Source organism: Sulfitobacter sp. G5_S2_6_S6, assembly GCF_054968505.1.
The window spans coordinates 121,706-137,682 of the sequence record NZ_JBQKUI010000007.1 but is presented as its reverse complement, the minus strand read 5'-3'; the positions used below and the strand labels follow the sequence as shown (position 1 = coordinate 137,682).

General features: G+C 57.3%; 16 protein-coding genes. 7 read left to right on the top strand and 9 right to left on the bottom strand.

The window, feature by feature from the left end:
* The first annotated feature begins 24 nt into the window (after nucleotides 1–24).
* On the top strand, nucleotides 25–1,056 hold the full coding sequence (locus ACTRWK_RS12840; protein ID WP_009824334.1) for a flagellar motor switch protein FliG: 1,032 nt from the start codon (nucleotides 25–27) through the stop codon (nucleotides 1,054–1,056).
* On the opposite strand, the gene ACTRWK_RS12835 is transcribed toward ACTRWK_RS12840, so the two are convergent.
* From ACTRWK_RS12835 to ACTRWK_RS12815, 5 genes are all read right to left on the bottom strand, one after another.
* Entirely contained in the window at nucleotides 1,057–1,881 is an 825-nt protein-coding gene (locus ACTRWK_RS12835; RefSeq protein ID WP_064216632.1) for a DUF1217 domain-containing protein, read from the bottom strand.
* A 9-nt stretch (nucleotides 1,882–1,890) separates the two neighbouring features.
* A complete protein-coding gene (locus ACTRWK_RS12830) occupies nucleotides 1,891–2,310 on the bottom strand; it encodes a flagellar biosynthesis repressor FlbT (RefSeq protein ID WP_289082071.1) in 420 nt (139 codons plus the stop codon).
* A 5-nt stretch (nucleotides 2,311–2,315) separates the two neighbouring features.
* Entirely contained in the window at nucleotides 2,316–2,717 is a 402-nt protein-coding gene (flaF, locus tag ACTRWK_RS12825; protein ID WP_005849061.1) for a flagellar biosynthesis regulator FlaF, read from the bottom strand.
* A 163-nt stretch (nucleotides 2,718–2,880) separates the two neighbouring features.
* Entirely contained in the window at nucleotides 2,881–3,336 is a 456-nt protein-coding gene (locus ACTRWK_RS12820; protein WP_037942062.1) for a hypothetical protein, read from the bottom strand.
* A 352-nt stretch (nucleotides 3,337–3,688) separates the two neighbouring features.
* Nucleotides 3,689–4,369: a winged helix-turn-helix domain-containing protein gene (locus ACTRWK_RS12815; protein WP_289084204.1), complete on the bottom strand. Its 681-nt coding sequence runs from the start codon at nucleotides 4,367–4,369 to the stop codon at nucleotides 3,689–3,691.
* Between the two features lie 297 nt (nucleotides 4,370–4,666).
* Here ACTRWK_RS12815 and ACTRWK_RS12810 point away from each other — a divergent pair, with 297 nt between their 5' ends.
* The 3 genes from ACTRWK_RS12810 to ACTRWK_RS12800 all read left to right on the top strand — a co-directional run bounded on the left by ACTRWK_RS12810 (nucleotide 4,667) and on the right by ACTRWK_RS12800 (nucleotide 6,889).
* Nucleotides 4,667–4,909, top strand: coding sequence for a hypothetical protein (locus ACTRWK_RS12810; protein WP_074636846.1), 243 nt, complete (start codon nucleotides 4,667–4,669; stop codon nucleotides 4,907–4,909).
* Between the two features lie 189 nt (nucleotides 4,910–5,098).
* Nucleotides 5,099–5,566 (top strand): Ros/MucR family transcriptional regulator, encoded by a 468-nt coding sequence (locus tag ACTRWK_RS12805; RefSeq protein ID WP_289082030.1) that lies wholly within the window; start codon nucleotides 5,099–5,101, stop codon nucleotides 5,564–5,566.
* Nucleotides 5,567–5,704: 138 nt separating this feature from the next.
* Nucleotides 5,705–6,889 carry a flagellar motor protein MotB gene (locus ACTRWK_RS12800; protein WP_037942066.1) on the top strand — a complete coding sequence of 395 codons (1,185 nt, stop codon included), beginning with the start codon at nucleotides 5,705–5,707 and terminating at the stop codon, nucleotides 6,887–6,889.
* Here the strand turns inward: ACTRWK_RS12800 and ACTRWK_RS12795 are convergent, their stop codons facing one another.
* Nucleotides 6,890–7,441: a flagellar motor protein gene (locus tag ACTRWK_RS12795; protein ID WP_289082010.1), complete on the bottom strand. Its 552-nt coding sequence runs from the start codon at nucleotides 7,439–7,441 to the stop codon at nucleotides 6,890–6,892.
* A 159-nt stretch (nucleotides 7,442–7,600) separates the two neighbouring features.
* Here ACTRWK_RS12795 and motA point away from each other — a divergent pair, with 159 nt between their 5' ends.
* Nucleotides 7,601–8,470: a flagellar motor stator protein MotA gene (motA, locus tag ACTRWK_RS12790; RefSeq protein ID WP_005849072.1), complete on the top strand. Its 870-nt coding sequence runs from the start codon at nucleotides 7,601–7,603 to the stop codon at nucleotides 8,468–8,470.
* Between the two features lie 3 nt (nucleotides 8,471–8,473).
* Entirely contained in the window at nucleotides 8,474–8,902 is a 429-nt protein-coding gene (locus ACTRWK_RS12785) for a flagellar motor protein (protein ID WP_132997957.1), read from the top strand.
* A gap of 12 nt (nucleotides 8,903–8,914) precedes the next feature.
* Here ACTRWK_RS12785 and ACTRWK_RS12780 read toward each other — a convergent pair whose 3' ends face one another.
* Complete coding sequence (locus ACTRWK_RS12780; protein ID WP_462843948.1) at nucleotides 8,915–12,181, bottom strand: ATP-binding protein; 3,267 nt, start codon at nucleotides 12,179–12,181, stop codon at nucleotides 8,915–8,917.
* Between the two features lie 458 nt (nucleotides 12,182–12,639).
* Here ACTRWK_RS12780 and ACTRWK_RS12775 point away from each other — a divergent pair, with 458 nt between their 5' ends.
* The gene (locus tag ACTRWK_RS12775) at nucleotides 12,640–13,605 is read left to right on the top strand and encodes a hypothetical protein (RefSeq protein WP_289082012.1); all 966 of its coding nucleotides are present in this window, start codon (nucleotides 12,640–12,642) and stop codon (nucleotides 13,603–13,605) included.
* Between the two features lie 301 nt (nucleotides 13,606–13,906).
* Here ACTRWK_RS12775 and ACTRWK_RS12770 read toward each other — a convergent pair whose 3' ends face one another.
* Nucleotides 13,907–14,956: a DUF1513 domain-containing protein gene (locus tag ACTRWK_RS12770; protein ID WP_009824322.1), complete on the bottom strand. Its 1,050-nt coding sequence runs from the start codon at nucleotides 14,954–14,956 to the stop codon at nucleotides 13,907–13,909.
* Nucleotides 14,957–14,960: 4 nt separating this feature from the next.
* The gene (locus tag ACTRWK_RS12765; RefSeq protein WP_289082013.1) at nucleotides 14,961–15,977 is read right to left on the bottom strand and encodes an imelysin family protein; all 1,017 of its coding nucleotides are present in this window, start codon (nucleotides 15,975–15,977) and stop codon (nucleotides 14,961–14,963) included.

Here is a 15,977-nt window from a genome sequence, read left to right as displayed (position 1 = left end):
CAGCCTGCGGGAATCGACGATCTCATGAACCAGTTTGTACCCCTTCGCAAACATCGCCACATGTCCGGCGCGCAAAAATCGGCGATCCTTTTCCTGTGTCTGGGCGAGGAGAGGGGCGGCGCGATCATGCAGCAGCTTGATGTTGATGAGATCCGCCAGATCACTACCGCTATCTCGACGATGGGCGAAGTCGACGCTGGTATCGTCGAAGAAATAATCGCGGAATTTGATGAAAAAGTGAATCACAGCGGCAGTGTGGTCGGCTCGATTGATGCTGCGCGCGGATTGCTGAAAGAATTCCTCCCTGAAGATCGTGTTGCTGAAATTTTGCAGGAAATTGACGGCAAAAAGATCGATAACGTTTGGAAAGACCTGTCGGATCTGGACGAGAAGGAGTTGGTCGCCTTTCTTCAGAAGGAACACAACCAGACGATCGCGGTCATCCTGACACGAATCCGGCCTGACGTCGCAGCGAAAGTATTGCCGCTTTTGGGGGCCGAACGCGCCGCTGATCTGATAGAGCGCATCATGGGCATGGACAAGCTGCCGATCGATACGATTCAGAATATTGAGAATACACTGCGTGAAGATGTGTTGGCCAAGGCCGGAAACAGCGCTGAAGCCCGGATCGAGAGCCAGTTGGTGTCGATTTTCAACAAACTCGATGAAGATATGTTGGTTAATCTCACCCGCAACCTGGAAGAGCGCCAGCCCGATAAGCTCTTGTCCATCAAGCAAAAAATGTTTGTTTTCGACGATTTGGTTAAATTCAACGAAATGATGTTGGGTAAAATCATGCGCGAAGTGAGCGGGAATACCCTGCCGATGGCGCTGCGTGGTGCCAAGAAGGAAGTGCGTGAACATTTCCTGGCGTCCCTGCCTTCGCGATCACGCGGAATGCTGCAGGATGAAATGTCTTCTATGGGCCCTGTCCGGTCCAAAGATGTTAAAGGCGCGCAGGCTCAGTTGGTCGAAGCCGCATTGCGTTTGATGTCGGAAGGGGAGGTGTCCTTGCCCGAAAATGACGACGATATGATGTCGGATATGCCGAGCTGATCAGCGATACAGGCGCGATGCAGAGAATGTGACAGCCGTCACATCGATTGTGATCGGCACGAACTGGCCGCCCAGATTATAAGACTGCAGCAGATCAAGCGCTATTGAATTTGCCTGAAATCCCTGTGGGTTAACGGCATCTGAAATGGCAACGTAGCGCGCGATCAGCTTCTCACGCTCCGCCGGATCCGCCAGTTTTTCGAGGTCGAATTTATCAGCGAGAAGGGCCTTTTGTTTGTCGAGATCAAGGGCAGACATCTGTTCGGGGAGCGACAAGGCGACCTGGAAGAAATTGGTTAGCTTCTCGCTGGCCAGTACTTCGAACCAGTTATTAATACCGCTAAACTTGTCACGAAATTCTAATACCGTGCCCACGGTCTCGTTCTGGGCGTCATTTTCGTTGATGTACTGCCGATTATAGAAGCGCGTCGTCACATCATTCAGGAAATTAGGGTCCGTCAGATCAGGGGTTTGCGGACCTGCCTCAGTCGTGAAGCCAAGGGCCAGATGCATTTCGCGGAAGCGGCTGTCGGTCAGTCGGTTCAGCAGGGATGAAGGTTCGACCGGATCGGATTCCAGCATTTTGCGGATCAGCCCTTTGCCGAAAATCTGGTCTTCCAGGTCAAAGGCCCGCATCACAAAACTGTAGACTTCGAAATCCGCGATCAGCTCTTCCGGGCTGGAGATATCGCCGATTCTGTCGCGAAACGCTTCTTCCGCGCGTTTGTTGGCGGCGGAATCACGCATCAGATCAAGCTGTTTGTCCCGCGTTGCGTCAATCAGCTTGAGCGCGGTGGAACTGCCTAAACCTGAAATGCTGATCATAGGTTTACCCTATTCCGCCGCCGTGGCTGTGTTCTTTTCCCGGATCATTTTGAACAATTTTTCTTCATACTCGATCAGGGGCCGCAATGTGCGCATCGCTTTGTAGAAGTCAGCCGAAGACACGTGAGCCGCGGCTTCAAAGATGTGGCCGGCCATCTCGTCGTGGAAAACCGGCGCTAGCGCGCCTAGTTTCCTTTGGATGATCGACACCAATTTTTTGCGGGTCGTTGGCTCAAGCAAGGCGGTCTGGATGAAGAAATAGACCTCTTTTACAGGGGTGCGCTCTTCATCCTCTTTTAACAGATCGGCTTCACGCACAATGTCTGCCTGATTCTCGATAACAATCATCTGACGGCGATCGGCGTTGCGCACGACACAGCCATTAATCAGGATCCGCTCGTTCGGTTTCAGGGTTAATCGCAGCGCCATAAAGCTTACTCCGCCGCGACTTTTGCAGCCCGTCCGCTCAGACCGTCGATAATACTGCGGTTAATATCAATCAAAGGCTTCACATTTTTAGACCCTGACAGGACCGCTTTGGTGTGGTTTTCCACCCAAAGAGCCAGCGAGATCAGCGCAGCGCGCAAATCGGCCGTCAGCCCGTTATCCTTCTCGGCCAAATCGGCCTTGAACGTGAGCCAAACGCGCTGGTTCTCCCACAGGGTATCGCGCAGGCCATCTGCAAGCATCTGAAGCTTTTGAGATTTTTCCGCAGCACCGTCAAATGCTTCGAATTTGTTTTCAAGTTTGGATGTCACGCTCGCCAAAATCCGACGCTCAATCTGGCGCGGATCTTCGGTGTGCGAGATGGTCCGCTTATACGCGGTTACACTCATTTCACTGCCTTTTTATTCTGCCTCGGTTCAACTATAGGGTGGCAGAGTTAAGGGAGAATTAAAAAATCCTTAATTTCTTGAAAGCAAGGATAATTTTAAGCACTTGTTTTTAAATCATGCTTTGCATGTCACACTGTGGCGGGGTTTTCGGGGGGCCGCAGTGTTAATGAATGTGCTGGCCCGGAGTAACCGTGCGCAGCATTTCGCGGTGAAAGCTATGGGCGATATTATCAGAGGAAAGCAAGCCGTCAGGGGCGGTGCCGTCACGCTCGGACTGGGCGAGGGAAACGATGATATGGCCGATGTGGTGGCCAAGTTGAACGGGGCACGTAGGCGTCAGGGTTGGTTGGGCGCAGGGTTCGATCAAAACGATGGCGTCATCTTCCAGATCAAGGCCAAACTCCTGATCTAGAACATCGGCCAGGGAAGCGCCGGAAATGATCTCTTCTCCGGCGTAGATCGCGAAGGGCGTAAGATCAGCGTCCTCTACGGCGACGGTGAAACGGGTGATCGGCGACGCCAGCAGTGACGACAGGATGCGGCCCAAGGGCGTGTTGCAAGGATCGGCGCAAAATTCCAGCCGACCGCCCCAGATGTGCCCCATCAAATCAGAACGCATAGTTAAAACTTCCCCAAGTGTCGCGTGTGCAACCCCAAGGTATCTTCCCGACACGGTTTTTTGAATTCCGGATTTGTTAAACTTCGCAAGCTGTTCTTGAATTCCAACAACGATCAGCGCAGCGGTTTTGCGCTGACGCTTGCGGTGATTTCGGCAAAATTCCCCCAATCACCCATATTTTTGGGAACCAAATATGGGGCGAAATGTTATCCACAGCACAAGTATTGGTGGGCGGGGCAAAATATGGCTGCATGTTCACCTGTATGCGAATTTACAATAAATGTGTTGAGAATGTGCGGTAGGTGTGAATGCGGAAAGGTGCGATTCTCTCACGATGCAGGTACAGGCCCCCTTACGTCGGATCGAATGCATTCAGCCCGCCCGTGCGCAGCATGTAGCCACTGGACCGTACCGTTTCGACGGAAATGCGTTCATCAAATGTGTCCGCAAATTTCTTACGGATTTTCGCGACGTGGACATCAAATTTCCGATCACCATAGCGCCACGGCCGAGATTCTACGGCGAGACTTAGCGCATCGCGGGTCACGATTTGCCCGTCCTGCGCGAATAATACCCGCATGATCTGAGCTTCCGCCGTCGTTAATCCGGCGCGCAGAGCGATATACGCTTCGACATCCCAGCTCACATCGTGAGGTTGTTCAACTGACGGCGTAGGGGTTGGTAGCCGTCGGTTCAGTCGCAAAGACAGTTCGCGCAGATTGCAGGGCCATGTGAGGACATCGATCGCACCCGCTTCAAACGCATCGGCACCCCATACCCCCTTCAGCTCTTGTATTGCGAGCACGACTCCGGGCTGCGCGTGGGTGGTGAGCGTGCTGATCAGCGGAGCCGGGTTGCTGTTCGCTTCGGTCATATCGACGAAAATGGCATTAACGTTTTCATTGTTGTGTAGCCAATCTTCGCAGGCGTCAAAGTCTATACATTCAAAGTCAAATTTTAGGATAACCGTAAATAAATAGTTCAGGGCGTTGCGCACCGAAGGTGACGTAGAGACGAGTAGGATCTTGGTCATTTATCGCGCTGCCCCAATGGGTTGACCGATGGATGTTCGGAAAAGGATAGCATTGCGGCGAGACGCGGAAAGGACACGATGATAACGGCCATATACTAGGAAAGGGAGCGATGAACTGGGTTATCCCTTTGTTGCACGAACCCGTGGGCGAAATCAAAGTCAGAGTTATGCGGCAGTAATTGGGCTTGCTTGTCATGAAAAAGCCATACGTTCACTATTCTTTAACCTTCCACGCTATGTATATCCTTGCAGACTGCAGAACGCGTCTGAGAGAACCTCAAGAATAGGCGCTAGAAAATGGCAGACATACTTGAAATTGTTGCGCCAAAGCGGCGTGCGCTCGCGGCGGCCAAACGGCTGGTCCATTTGCGCGACGAGGCGGTGCAGGATGAAAACATGCGCGCGGTGATCCTTCACGCGGCAGAAATTGTGGCCAAGTCGGGTGTTCTGTCCGCAGTCGCTGAGAGTGGTCAAAAACGGCAAGGTTTTGCCACATCTGACCTGCCGAGCTTGCATCCCGCCCGCCACCGGTTGAATTAATCCACCGCAGTTTATCTTGAGTTCATAAGTTGTTGTCCTTTCGCCATTCCTTGCGGCGGGCCAACCTATACTTAAGAGACATTGACAATTTTTGTGAGGTTGGCGGACAATCCTGGTATTCTAGTAGAGTTTCCAAGATTTGTTCACGAGGCTTCATCCCGCACCGACGTAGTAAAGGCGCATACGAAAGTGACAGAGTTTACAGATCCCCCCGTTTCCGAGGCCGCAATTCGCGTGATTACCGCATTCGCTGGCCGAGAATCCGCAACCGTGCAAGACATTCTGGCGTTGTCGCAGGCGCTTCCCGCCGCACTCGCCGGGCTCCAGCCCGCAGCCGCCAAGGCCGAAATCAGCAAGGTAGCAGCGCAGTTTACGACTGAAGCCGCCATTCCCGCGGTGCCGGTTGCCGAGTCTTTTACCGATGATTCCGTCACCTGCCTGTGCTGCGGCCGATCCTTTACCATGCTCAAGCGTCACCTGCGCGCAGAGCACGGCTTGAGCGAGAGCGAATACCGGATCAAGTTCAATCTTGATGATGATCATCCCCTCGTCGCACCGAACTATTCTTTGCGCAAAGCGGATTATGCAAAGAAAGCCGGCCTTGGTCGCTATGCCCGCGACGAGGCGGTGCAGGCAAATCTTGGGTCGCAGCTGTAAAGTTCAAATGCCTTTCCTTTGCCACCGTTTTGTCCTGCGGAGCACCTAATCCCCCTCGATACATGTCTCTGAGGCAGTCGGTGCAGAAGCACGTCTGCCGAACCGGCCCCCGTGGTCGCGAGAATAGAGGCAGGACATATGGCAGCGACGACACAGCCGCGCGTATTTAAAAAAGTAGAAGTTATCGAAGGCGGTGGACATCACGGTGGCGGCTGGAAGGTCGCCTATGCTGATTTCATGACCGCGATGATGGCGTTCTTTCTGCTGATGTGGATTCTCTCGAGCGCGGACGAGCAAAAGCTGCGCGGGATTGCCGAATACTTTACCAATGCGACCCTGCCCGGCGGCAGTGGTGTATTGGACGGTGCTACCCTGGGGCCACCCGGTACATTGACCGCCTCGAATGGGGCGATTGTGGCCCGTGGCAGCGAGCTTGGGAAAATCGACGATCCGGCCTCGGCCAAGTGGGAAATCCGCGACGAAACCGCGACGTCGGTACCAGACGAGACGCAAATCGGCTCCGAAGACGGTGCCCATGAAAACCCCGCCGCGGCCAATGTTGCCAGCGCGTCGCAAACCGCATCCGATGGGTCAAAATCGGCTGGCGATGCGACCATTGATAATGTGCACGCATTGGACAATGAAAAGTTCAAAAAGTTGGAGCAGGATATCTTGCAGGCGATGCAGGAGAATCCCGACCTTGATCCGCTGAAGAAGAACCTGATTTTCCAGCAAACCCCCGAAGGCTTGCAGATCCAGATCATCGATCAGGAAGGGCAGCCGATGTTCTATAGTGGCCGTGCCGAAATGCAGGGTGCCACAGATCAGCTGCTCGCGAATTTGGGTAAGTCTTTGGCGCGCCTGCCGAATAAAATCACGCTGTCAGGGCACACCGATGCTGTCCGCTTTGCCAATAGCCAGAAATACGACAACTGGGATCTGTCCTCGGATCGTGCCAACGCCACGCGCCGTGTTTTCGAAGCCTCGGGCGTCGCACGTGATCGTATCATCCGCGTGTCGGGCCTTGCCGATACCGCGCCGCTGGTGCCCGAAAACCCGACCGACGCGTCTAACCGACGGATCACGGTGTCGGTTCAATATCAGAAGGTCGAGGATTATGCCGGCGATGACGTAGCCCCGACGCAGATTGATGCGGCGACACCGCCAGCCGAGACCGGCGAGAAGCTGTATAAGGCGTCGATCCCTGCGCCCGTAGCGCCACAAAACAGTGGCGAGGTGCAACGGGTCGCACAGAATGTCGAGCCTGTGGCGGCACCTTTGAAGGATGATGTATTCTTGAACCTGCGCAACGCGCTGCGGTGATCAGGCTCTGATCAACTCGCCCAAGGTGGGGACCCGTCGGCTGGCAAAGATCGGCCGGCGGGATCGTTCGACCGAGCGGCGCAGAAACTCTGGCAGCATGGAGTTTGCTTCTTCATTTACCATTGTGCCGCGCGGTGCAGCGACCACGGGGTCGGCAGTGGGAATATCCAGGCCGAGCATCTTGGCGGGGTCCAGCCCTTCTTCCAGCGCGTAGTTGTAGTTCACGGCGTAATCGACCGCTTCTTCCAGCACCACCGGGTCCGATGCGACCAGCGCCATCAACCGGCGTTCGTCGGAATATAGGAATTGCTTGGTCTTGAAGCCGTCGACCTCGGGGACAAAGCAGGTGTTTTCGCGGCGCAGCTTCAGCAGCTTAACCAAACGATCCGGCATCAAGTGGCGTTCATCGCGGCGAAACACGATCATGCTGCAGGTCCCAAAGCTGGACAGGCACGCCGCGAGGCAAATGTGATCCGGCCAGCCCGAGAATGCGAATTTCACATCGTCCGCATCAATCAGGACAATCATTGTGGTTTCAACATCCGAGATCACGGCACTCTCCAGCTTATTCTGAGGTTTACCTTAGTCACACCATGGAAAGATAGCAATTGGTCTTGAGCGACAAATTTTTAAACTTGGAACACAATGAACTGTTCTTGAGATTTCAATGAAAATGCCTAAAGTGCTTGGAAACTTGCAAGTGGAAAACAAATGACGATTATTCTGGGCTTCGTGGTCGTGATGGGCATGGTCTTTGGGGGGTATATGCTCTCTGGCGGCGACATGGGCATCATCACCCACGCGCTACCGTTCGAAGGTATGATGATCGGCGGTGCCGCGCTTGGCTCGTTTATTGCGGCGAATTCCTTTGCCAATATCGCGGGGGCAGGGCGCGCACTGGTCAAGGCATTCAAGGGCCCCAAGTGGAATTCGGGCGACTATGTGGACCTGCTGAACCTCATGTATACGCTGGCCCGCAAGTACCAGCAAAATGGCATGCTGGCACTAGATGAACATATTGAAAACCCGCAAGAAAGTTCGATCTTTTCGCAGTATCCCAAGTTGCAGAAAGACCACTTTGCCATTGATCTGATCACCGATAGTTTCCGTATGCTGGCGATGCAGTTCGATGACCCGTATCAGGCGGAAGATGTCATTAACCGCAAGCTCAAGAAGCACCACCATGAAGCGTTGGTAGCCCCCCACGGGCTGACCACCGTCTCCGACGCGCTACCCGCCATCGGGATTGTTGCGGCGGTTTTAGGCGTGATCAAGACGATGTCGTCGATCGACAAGCCGCCTGCGGTTCTGGGGGCGATGATCGGCGGCGCGTTGGTCGGGACATTCCTTGGGGTTTTCCTTGCCTATCTTTTCGTCTCTCCGGTCGCCAACCGTCTGCAAGCCATCGAAGAGCAGGACGGCATTTATTACGCCGTGATCCGCGACATCTTTATCGCGATCCTGCATGGCCATTCGCCCGCGATCTGCACCGAGATCGGTCGCGGTAACATTCCCACCAGCCTGCAGCCCAGCTTTTACGAGATGGAAGAGGCCCGCAAACAGATGCCAGAGGCCGCATAACCCATGGCCGGACGCCGTCAGATCGCTGCGCTCAAGCTGATCAACACCATCCGGCAACACGAGCTGGATGCCATCGGGGCACAGCTTTCGGGTCTACGGGCACAGCAAACATCGCTGACGGAACAAAGTGCGGCGCTGACCCAGCGGGCGATTGCTGAACAGACGGGCAGCACCTTGGAAACACAGGCCTATTTGCCCGCCTACCTATCCTCGGTTGACCGGCAACAACGTGGCTTGGCGGCGGAGGGGGATGCGCTGTCAGGGCAGATCGACACGCTAGAGGATGCGCTTTTTGCGCAGTTCCGCGCGCTTAAGACCACGCAAACGGTGCTGTCGAAAGCGCAAACCGAGGCGAAAGCCGATGCCGACAGGGCAGAACAGGCCGCACTAGACGATGCGTCGCGCGCGCTGTTCGCATTGCAGCGCCGGTAACCCCCCTTTGCCTTAGCGCCCGCTGCTGAATTTTGACACCACACCCAGCGAATTCTTGTTCTCTACATTCCGGATGACAAGCACGCAGACCGGCCAGCCCGAGGGCATCAAACCTTGCGAGGTTGGCACCGCCATGACGCTGGCCGACCCGTCGTTGATGGCAAAGGTCAGCACGACATCCGCCTGCGACGTCGCGACTGATTTTGCGAGATCCACGGTATCGTCAAAGGTCACGATGCTTTCGGTTTCAAGCCAGCTGGCAACATCCGGGTGATCGACCGCCGCGATGGTCAGCGGTTGCGCGGGATTGCCGATGGGTTCGGCACAGGTGGCGAACCATGCCCGCAGCTGAGCCACGGCGGTGGATGCGCTGCCCGCCGCGCTGTGATCCGTGTCCGAGGCGGCTTCGATCACACAGACCGCCGCATCCGCAATCGCGCCCGCGCCGATCAACTGCGAGAGCGTGTCGCGTTCGTTCTGGGTGATCCATTTATTTAGCAACGGCGCGCCGACGATTTCGACACCTGCGGCCAGACGCCCGACGTCGGCTTTGCCAAGCTCGAACTCCGGTCCGTATCCCGCGCGTGTGATCTGTTGCACCAGATGTTCCGCGGCGGTCTTTTTGATGACAGACGGCGTCTTGCGGGCCTGCTGTTCCAATGCGGCAGAAAAGGCCGTTGGCGGGGCGACTTGCACCGGCGTGTCGGGTGCCGGCGCGTCCTCTTGCGCGAGGCGGGGGAGGGAGATGATAATTTCTGTCCCCACGTCTTCGCGGCTGAAGAACGTGATCTGTCCCTGATGGTGATCGATGATGACTTTGGCGATGGTCAGCCCCAGCCCCGTGCCCCCCTTGGACCGGCTGTCAGAACTGTCGCCTTGGGTGAATTTTTCAAACACCGACGCCTGCGCGGCAGCCTGAATGCCGGTGCCGAAGTCGCGGATCGAAATGCGCAGCTGATCCCCGACCGCGTGCAGGGCGATCAGGATCTCCCCGCCGTGTTCCGAAAACTTCACCGCGTTGGACAAGAGGTTATCCAGCACCTGCACCAACCGTTTGGAGTCGCCATAGGTCAGCATTACATGGTCATCGGGCGTATCGACACGGCGCAGCGATACGCCTGCGCGTTCGGCATAAAGCTGGTTCGGCACCAGCGCCGTATTCAGCGTCTCGGACAGGTTCAGCGTCTTCATCCGGAAATCAAGCGTGCCGGTTTCGATTTTCTCCATATCCAGAATACTGTTGATCAGCAGGATCAGCCGGTCACAGCTTGAGGCGGCGATGGTGATCAGCCCCTTCATCTTGTCAGGCAACTGCCCCGTGGCACCTGATAGCACCAGCCCCAAGGCCCCTTTGATAGAGGTCAGCGGCGTGCGCAATTCGTGGCTGACGGTGGACAGGAATTCGGTCTTTGCTTTTTCGGCCACCTTGCGCTGCGACACATCGCGGTAGATAGCGATGAACCGCGGTTCGTCCTGGGCGGGGCAGACATATTCAAGGCTGATGTCGTAGGTAATGCCTGATTTCGCCTCGACTTCCCAGGTGACGCGCCGCTCTGGCCCCTTGATAAGGCCGGCGCAGCGTTCGCGCAGACTGTCATAATCCCGTTTGCCAATCAGGTCGGACAGGCTCTTGCCGCGCCAGTCGTCGCTTTCATCATGTCGCATCAGGTGTCGTGCGACCGATGCATTGGCATACATCACCGCATAGGTTTGCGGCTGGAAGACAACAACATGATCCTGCAACAGTTCCAACGTGTTGTTGAACCGCGCCTCTGACACGCCTTCGCGGGTCTTGGTCATATCCGAAGCGACAATCGCGATCTCGCGCAGCTGTTTTTCGCCGTCGGTGATCGGAATAAAGCTACATTGCAGCCAGACCGCCTTGCCGTCGGTTTTATGCAGAACGATGGTGCCTTTCCACGGGGTGCCCGACATCATGGCGGGCAAGACATCGCCCGTCAGCACACCGCGATTGCCGGCATCCATGACATCAACCAACGGCGTGCTGATCAGCGCCTCGCGGGACCGGCCGCTGGCCTGGACAAACTGGTCGTTCACATGGGTGATCGCGCCGTTCTGGTTCAGCATGCAGAACACGGTATGGGCCTCTACCGCGTTGCGATAAAATTGCTTGGACCGAACCTCCGACTTCAGCACATCCTTGCGGGCATGGGCCTGTCGCGCGTTTTCGCGCAGTTGGAAAATCAGGAACAACAGCGAAAACACGATCAGCAGCAATGTGCCCAACACCAGCCACTTGTAGGTTGAGGCAATGCGCAAGGCGGAACGTTGCAGGTAATTCTCGTAGGGGCGTGCGCGCAATGAGATCAGCAGCTCGTGCACGGATTGATAATTTTGCGGGGGCAGCCAGACGGTGCCACCGGCGGCAATCGCCTCGGGGCTGCCGGTATCTTGGCCCAACAGGGTGTCGACAAGAATGGTTAACGCCGCCTGCGGCACACCGGGGATCGTCCCCAGCACCCAATCGGGGTACAATATGGTACTGGCCCAGAACGGATAGCCCGGATGATCGACAGGGGACACGGGGCGGAAATCGTTCATATCGATCACGCCGTCGCGGGCCAGCCCTTCGAGCACACCGGCGCGCACGACGCCCACATCCACCAGACCGGCTTGCACGGCATAGACGACCTCGCGCTGGTTCCCGCCCGAAAACAGCGCGCGGGACGCGATATCGTCGATATCCAGCCGGTACTTGCGAAACTCTTGCAGCGCGAGCTTCCAACCGGTCATTTCGTCGGCCGACACCCCCATGATGCTGCGACCCGCGATATCCGGGATGGCGCGAATATCGCTGTCAGCGGTGGTAAAGACGACGACGCTGGTTTTATCATAGACCTGCCCCTCCCACATCTGGGCGACAGAGAGCAGCGGGCGGGCGTTGCTTTCGACCTCTGCCACGACAAAGGCCGCGGGATCGACAAGGAAGAAATCCAGCGCGCCTTGCGAGATTTTATTGATCATTGTGGCGTCGGTGTAAGGCGCGATCTTGAAACGGTAGTTCAGTTCCGCGCCCTGTGCGGCGGTGTTCAGCGCGGCGGCCATTGGCAACCAGCTGTCCAGCGCGCGGGTGATCCCTTCGGAGGCGAGAATACCGATGGTGATGTCACGGGGCGCATCCATCGTGTCGACCTGCTGACCAGCCGCCGGTTGCAGTGCACCGATCAGGGCTATAGCGGCACCCAAAAGCGTTCGACGCAGCTTGCCCCATGCCTGTTTCACGATTTTAGCGCCCGCCATATTCTCTTTCTGGTTCATCTCGTCGCTTTGCGGACGCCGGAAAGCATAGTCAAAGCCCGCCTCCTGCTATCAAACATCACAACGTCAAACCACTTGTAAAAGCATCCAAAGCGATCGATTCCATTGCGCCCCCACGGCATATGCTGCGGAGCATGGCAACTTGGATGTCGTCTGGTGCTGTCCTTTCACTACTGCTCGAACTGCGTTTTTTGCTGCGCCTCGTTGATCGGGCGCTTTTTGCAGTTGCGAAAAGGCTAGGCGGGGAGGGCTTTTTTGGCAATGGTAAACTCCGTTTCTGCCTGCAGGGCAGGGTGAATAGTGCCCCTGCAGCAGCAGGTACCTATCCTTTGGGATAGCGCCATAGCCACAAGCTGCTTTGGACTACCCGCCTAGGCCCGCGACGCCCTTGGGATTTAGCGTTAATTTCATCTTAACAGCTACCAAACACAGGCTGAAACAAACCCAAGGTGAAGACGATGGCAAACGCAACATTCCTAGAACTGGCCCAGATCGCCAACAACTCCTCCCTGCGCGAGGCGGTTTTGGGTGCAGTACTTGGCATCCATGTTTCGGGAAACGCTACCGACTCCGTCTTGGACATCACGGCCGACAGCACCGCGCTTAAACTCGCGGCGGACCGGATGCGCTGCGCCCGCTATGTCATGCCGACAGATGCGGACCCGACGCAGGCCATCCAGATCAACGCTGGCTTCTCTCATGTGCAGGACGTCTGGGCCGCGCCCCAGACTGCACAACCCGACCTGACCCAGGAGACAATGACCATCGCCACGCCTGACTTTATCGTGGTACCCTCCGACACGCATATCGTCGTCAATAATTTTGACGTCGCCCGCGGCGATGCGATCACCTTCCTGGGTCAGTTTTCTTCCCGCGCCGATCTGCGCGCTGCCATGTGCCTGACCGGGTCCCGCGATGTGCGCGACGGTGACGTCATCATCACGATGGAAAACGGGGCCCGCGCGGTCTTCGTGGGTGTCGCTGCCCAGGCCGAAGATCTGATCGACGCTGTGTTTGATTTTTCTGCCGAAGGGCAGACAGCCTTCAAACTGGCCGACGCGCTGAACAACGCGACCTCGGCCGAGATCGACGCCTTTGTGACCGCCCTCGGCACCGATGAATTCGACCGCGCCTTTGGCGTCGGCAGCGCTGCGGTGTTGCTTGCAAACCTCGACACCCCTGCCGCGACGCGCCTGTTGAATGTGCTCGAGGCGGAAGAACTGGACGAGCTGCTGCACAATGTAGGTGCCGGCACGCTCAAGCTGCTGCTCGAAGAGCTGACGCTGACGGAACTCGTGAATTTCCTGAGCGGCGTGAACGAGACTGTGGTCGGCGCGATGGCGGACCACATGGGAGCCACAACAATAGATGCCCTTTTGTGGGGCAAAAGCCCGGCAACGAAAGGAGGTATGCGTCAAAGTTAACTGGTTTGTCCTGTCAAAGCGGCATGCCTCGCCGCAGCCAGGGCCCGAGAAAGCACCGTGTTCGACCCGATATGATTTGAAAGGACTTAACAGCAGACGGGCATCGAATGCGGCGCTTTCCCTTTCTCGTGAACCCTCAACGCGCGAATTTTCGCGGGGCAGAGTTCATCAGCTTAATCGATTTTCGGGCCTGCTCCGGCCCTTACTACTTTGCCCTGTGGACCGGCGTAGATGCCGGCCACGGGGGCTTTTTGCGTTTTCGAAGATTTAAGCCGGTGACATCAAGCCAACCCGCCAGGGCTTAAAGCCGGACGAGGTGATTGTCCCACATCAGCGGTTTTTCCGGGTTCAACCTGCCAGAGAGACGCTGAACGATACCGGTACCGCTGGTCACAACAAAATCTTCCGGTGCCGCGGCAACACCGCAGACATCGGTAAGCGCGATACTACGGGTGTATGACGCGGTTGCTGCGTCAAATACCTGCACCAAACCGGCACGGGGCGAGGTTACGGCAATCTCGGACCCGTCGTCCGACAGGGCAATACTGCCGATGTACCCGTGCATATCTTCGGCACCGTCCAGCAAGAGCGGTGTCTCTCCTTGCTGATGCAGCCCGACAAGCGCGGGGGCATCGCCGTCGCCTTGCCATTGCATCCCGAAAGCGACACGCCCGTCGGACCCTACGGCCAGATGCCGGATCGAGTTGCGGTGCATGTCATGGGGCAGTTCTATCTGCTCTAGAATACGACGGTCGTTGATGTAGGTGAGGTTGGGCCGCATGGTGGGGATATTCAACTTGGCGCGCCCTGAATCGGGATGCGTATCAATCCCGCCGTTCGCCACGACCAGCGTGTCGCCACCGGGCAGACGTTTGATATCATGAGGGCCGACACCGCCGCTGGCAAATTCATCGACGCGTACATAGCCAAGCGCCACGTCCCAGACACCAATGCGTCCGATGCCGTTGGCATAGTCATTTTCGGTCGTGTAAAGCAGGCTCCCGTCGGCGGAAAAAGCCCCGTGCCCGTAGAAGTGCCGCCCCTCGGGCGCGTGCAGCGTGGCCTTGACCCGCCCCGACATGCAGTCGATCACCAGTGCGAAATTGCCGGGGCGCCGTGCAAAGGCGACAGCTTGCGGCTTGGACGGATGCGCCGCCGCCGCGTGGCCGCGACCGGGCAGGGGGATTTCGAACACCACCTCAAGCGCCGCGTCAATGCCGCAGAGCACAAAGCTGCCATCGCGCAGACCGGCAGCGGCAAGATAGGCCGGCCCACCCGCATCGGCCCAAGTCGGGGCGGGCACCAATCCTGATGCCAGCATCCCTGCAATGAAATGGCGGCGGTTGGTCATGGGATCAATCTCCGTCCAATGCGTTAAAGCCCGAAGCGACGCCCAAATGCGGGCCCAGATCTTGGCGGGCCACATCGCGGATCGCGGCAACAGACTGCTGCAACACCTCTACACGCAGACGGGATTGCGGCTTGGCCGTTCCAACGAACACAGGGTCGTCCAGGTCGGCAGCGATTGCCAGCGCCTCGTCAAACCGGTCGTCAAAGGCGGCCACCACGGCCACGTCATCCGCCGCCAACCGCTCCGCCAGATCCTGCAGAGAGGTGAGCGCGACCACGACATTGCGCAAAGACCGCCCCGATCGCCGCGTCTCTGCCCGATTGGGGCGCGGGCGGTCAAAGCTGCCCATGGGGCGTCCGATGCGGGTGTCGGCGGTAAATTCCAGCCCGAGGTTCAGCGCCTTGAAAAGCTCTTGCGCGGCTTCCTCGGTGCTGCGGTAGGGACCTCCTTCGGCGGGGGTGGCAAGGGCCTCGGCATAGCCAGAGGTCCAGCCGTCCAGAATGGCTTGGGACTGCGTGGCGATATCGGCAGTTACCGTCTGCACCAAGGCGCAGCGATAGCCAGCATCGCCCATCGTGCTGATCTGGTCGTCATACAGCAGGAATTCGAGCGCATAGAAACCGCGCCCCGCGATGGAAACATCGGCATAAGCCTGCGCGTCACGGCCCACGGGATCGGCATCCGTGATGAGCCCCGCGAGCGTTTTGGGTGTGGCCCCACGGCTGTCGGGCCAGAAGGCCAGCGCAAAGGCGCGGTTGTCGGTCTCGGACGGGCCAAAACGCAGATGGCTCACCGCGATCCACGCGTCAAAGGCTTCGTGGTAGGCATTGCGCAACGCGGCGTCATCGGCAGCGCAATTCTGCTGGGCAACGGCGGCCAATGCATCCGTACGCTCTGCCAGTGTGGTATAGCGGGGCAGGATGTGATGATCGACCACATCGCGCAAAACGGCGGAGCCTACCTCGGCCGCAGCACCCAATGGTGCGCAGAAAAGACCAAGGGCGAGGACCAGTTTTTTCAT

Bases quoted from the DNA above. Each gene is read 5' to 3' on its own strand.
- ACTRWK_RS12840 (WP_009824334.1), top strand. From the start codon at position 25: ATGAACCAGTTTGTACCCCTTCGCAAACATCGCCACATGTCCGGCGCG.
- ACTRWK_RS12835 (WP_064216632.1), bottom strand. From the start codon at position 1,881: ATGATCAGCATTTCAGGTTTAGGCAGTTCCACCGCGCTCAAGCTGATT.
- ACTRWK_RS12830 (WP_289082071.1), bottom strand. From the start codon at position 2,310: ATGGCGCTGCGATTAACCCTGAAACCGAACGAGCGGATCCTGATTAAT.
- flaF (WP_005849061.1), bottom strand. From the start codon at position 2,717: ATGAGTGTAACCGCGTATAAGCGGACCATCTCGCACACCGAAGATCCG.
- ACTRWK_RS12820 (WP_037942062.1), bottom strand. From the start codon at position 3,336: ATGCGTTCTGATTTGATGGGGCACATCTGGGGCGGTCGGCTGGAATTT.
- ACTRWK_RS12815 (WP_289084204.1), bottom strand. From the start codon at position 4,369: ATGACCAAGATCCTACTCGTCTCTACGTCACCTTCGGTGCGCAACGCC.
- ACTRWK_RS12810 (WP_074636846.1), top strand. From the start codon at position 4,667: ATGGCAGACATACTTGAAATTGTTGCGCCAAAGCGGCGTGCGCTCGCG.
- ACTRWK_RS12800 (WP_037942066.1), top strand. From the start codon at position 5,705: ATGGCAGCGACGACACAGCCGCGCGTATTTAAAAAAGTAGAAGTTATC.
- motA (WP_005849072.1), top strand. From the start codon at position 7,601: ATGACGATTATTCTGGGCTTCGTGGTCGTGATGGGCATGGTCTTTGGG.
- ACTRWK_RS12785 (WP_132997957.1), top strand. From the start codon at position 8,474: ATGGCCGGACGCCGTCAGATCGCTGCGCTCAAGCTGATCAACACCATC.
- ACTRWK_RS12780 (WP_462843948.1), bottom strand. From the start codon at position 12,181: ATGAACCAGAAAGAGAATATGGCGGGCGCTAAAATCGTGAAACAGGCA.
- ACTRWK_RS12775 (WP_289082012.1), top strand. From the start codon at position 12,640: ATGGCAAACGCAACATTCCTAGAACTGGCCCAGATCGCCAACAACTCC.
- ACTRWK_RS12770 (WP_009824322.1), bottom strand. From the start codon at position 14,956: ATGACCAACCGCCGCCATTTCATTGCAGGGATGCTGGCATCAGGATTG.
- ACTRWK_RS12765 (WP_289082013.1), bottom strand. From the start codon at position 15,977: ATGAAAAAACTGGTCCTCGCCCTTGGTCTTTTCTGCGCACCATTGGGT.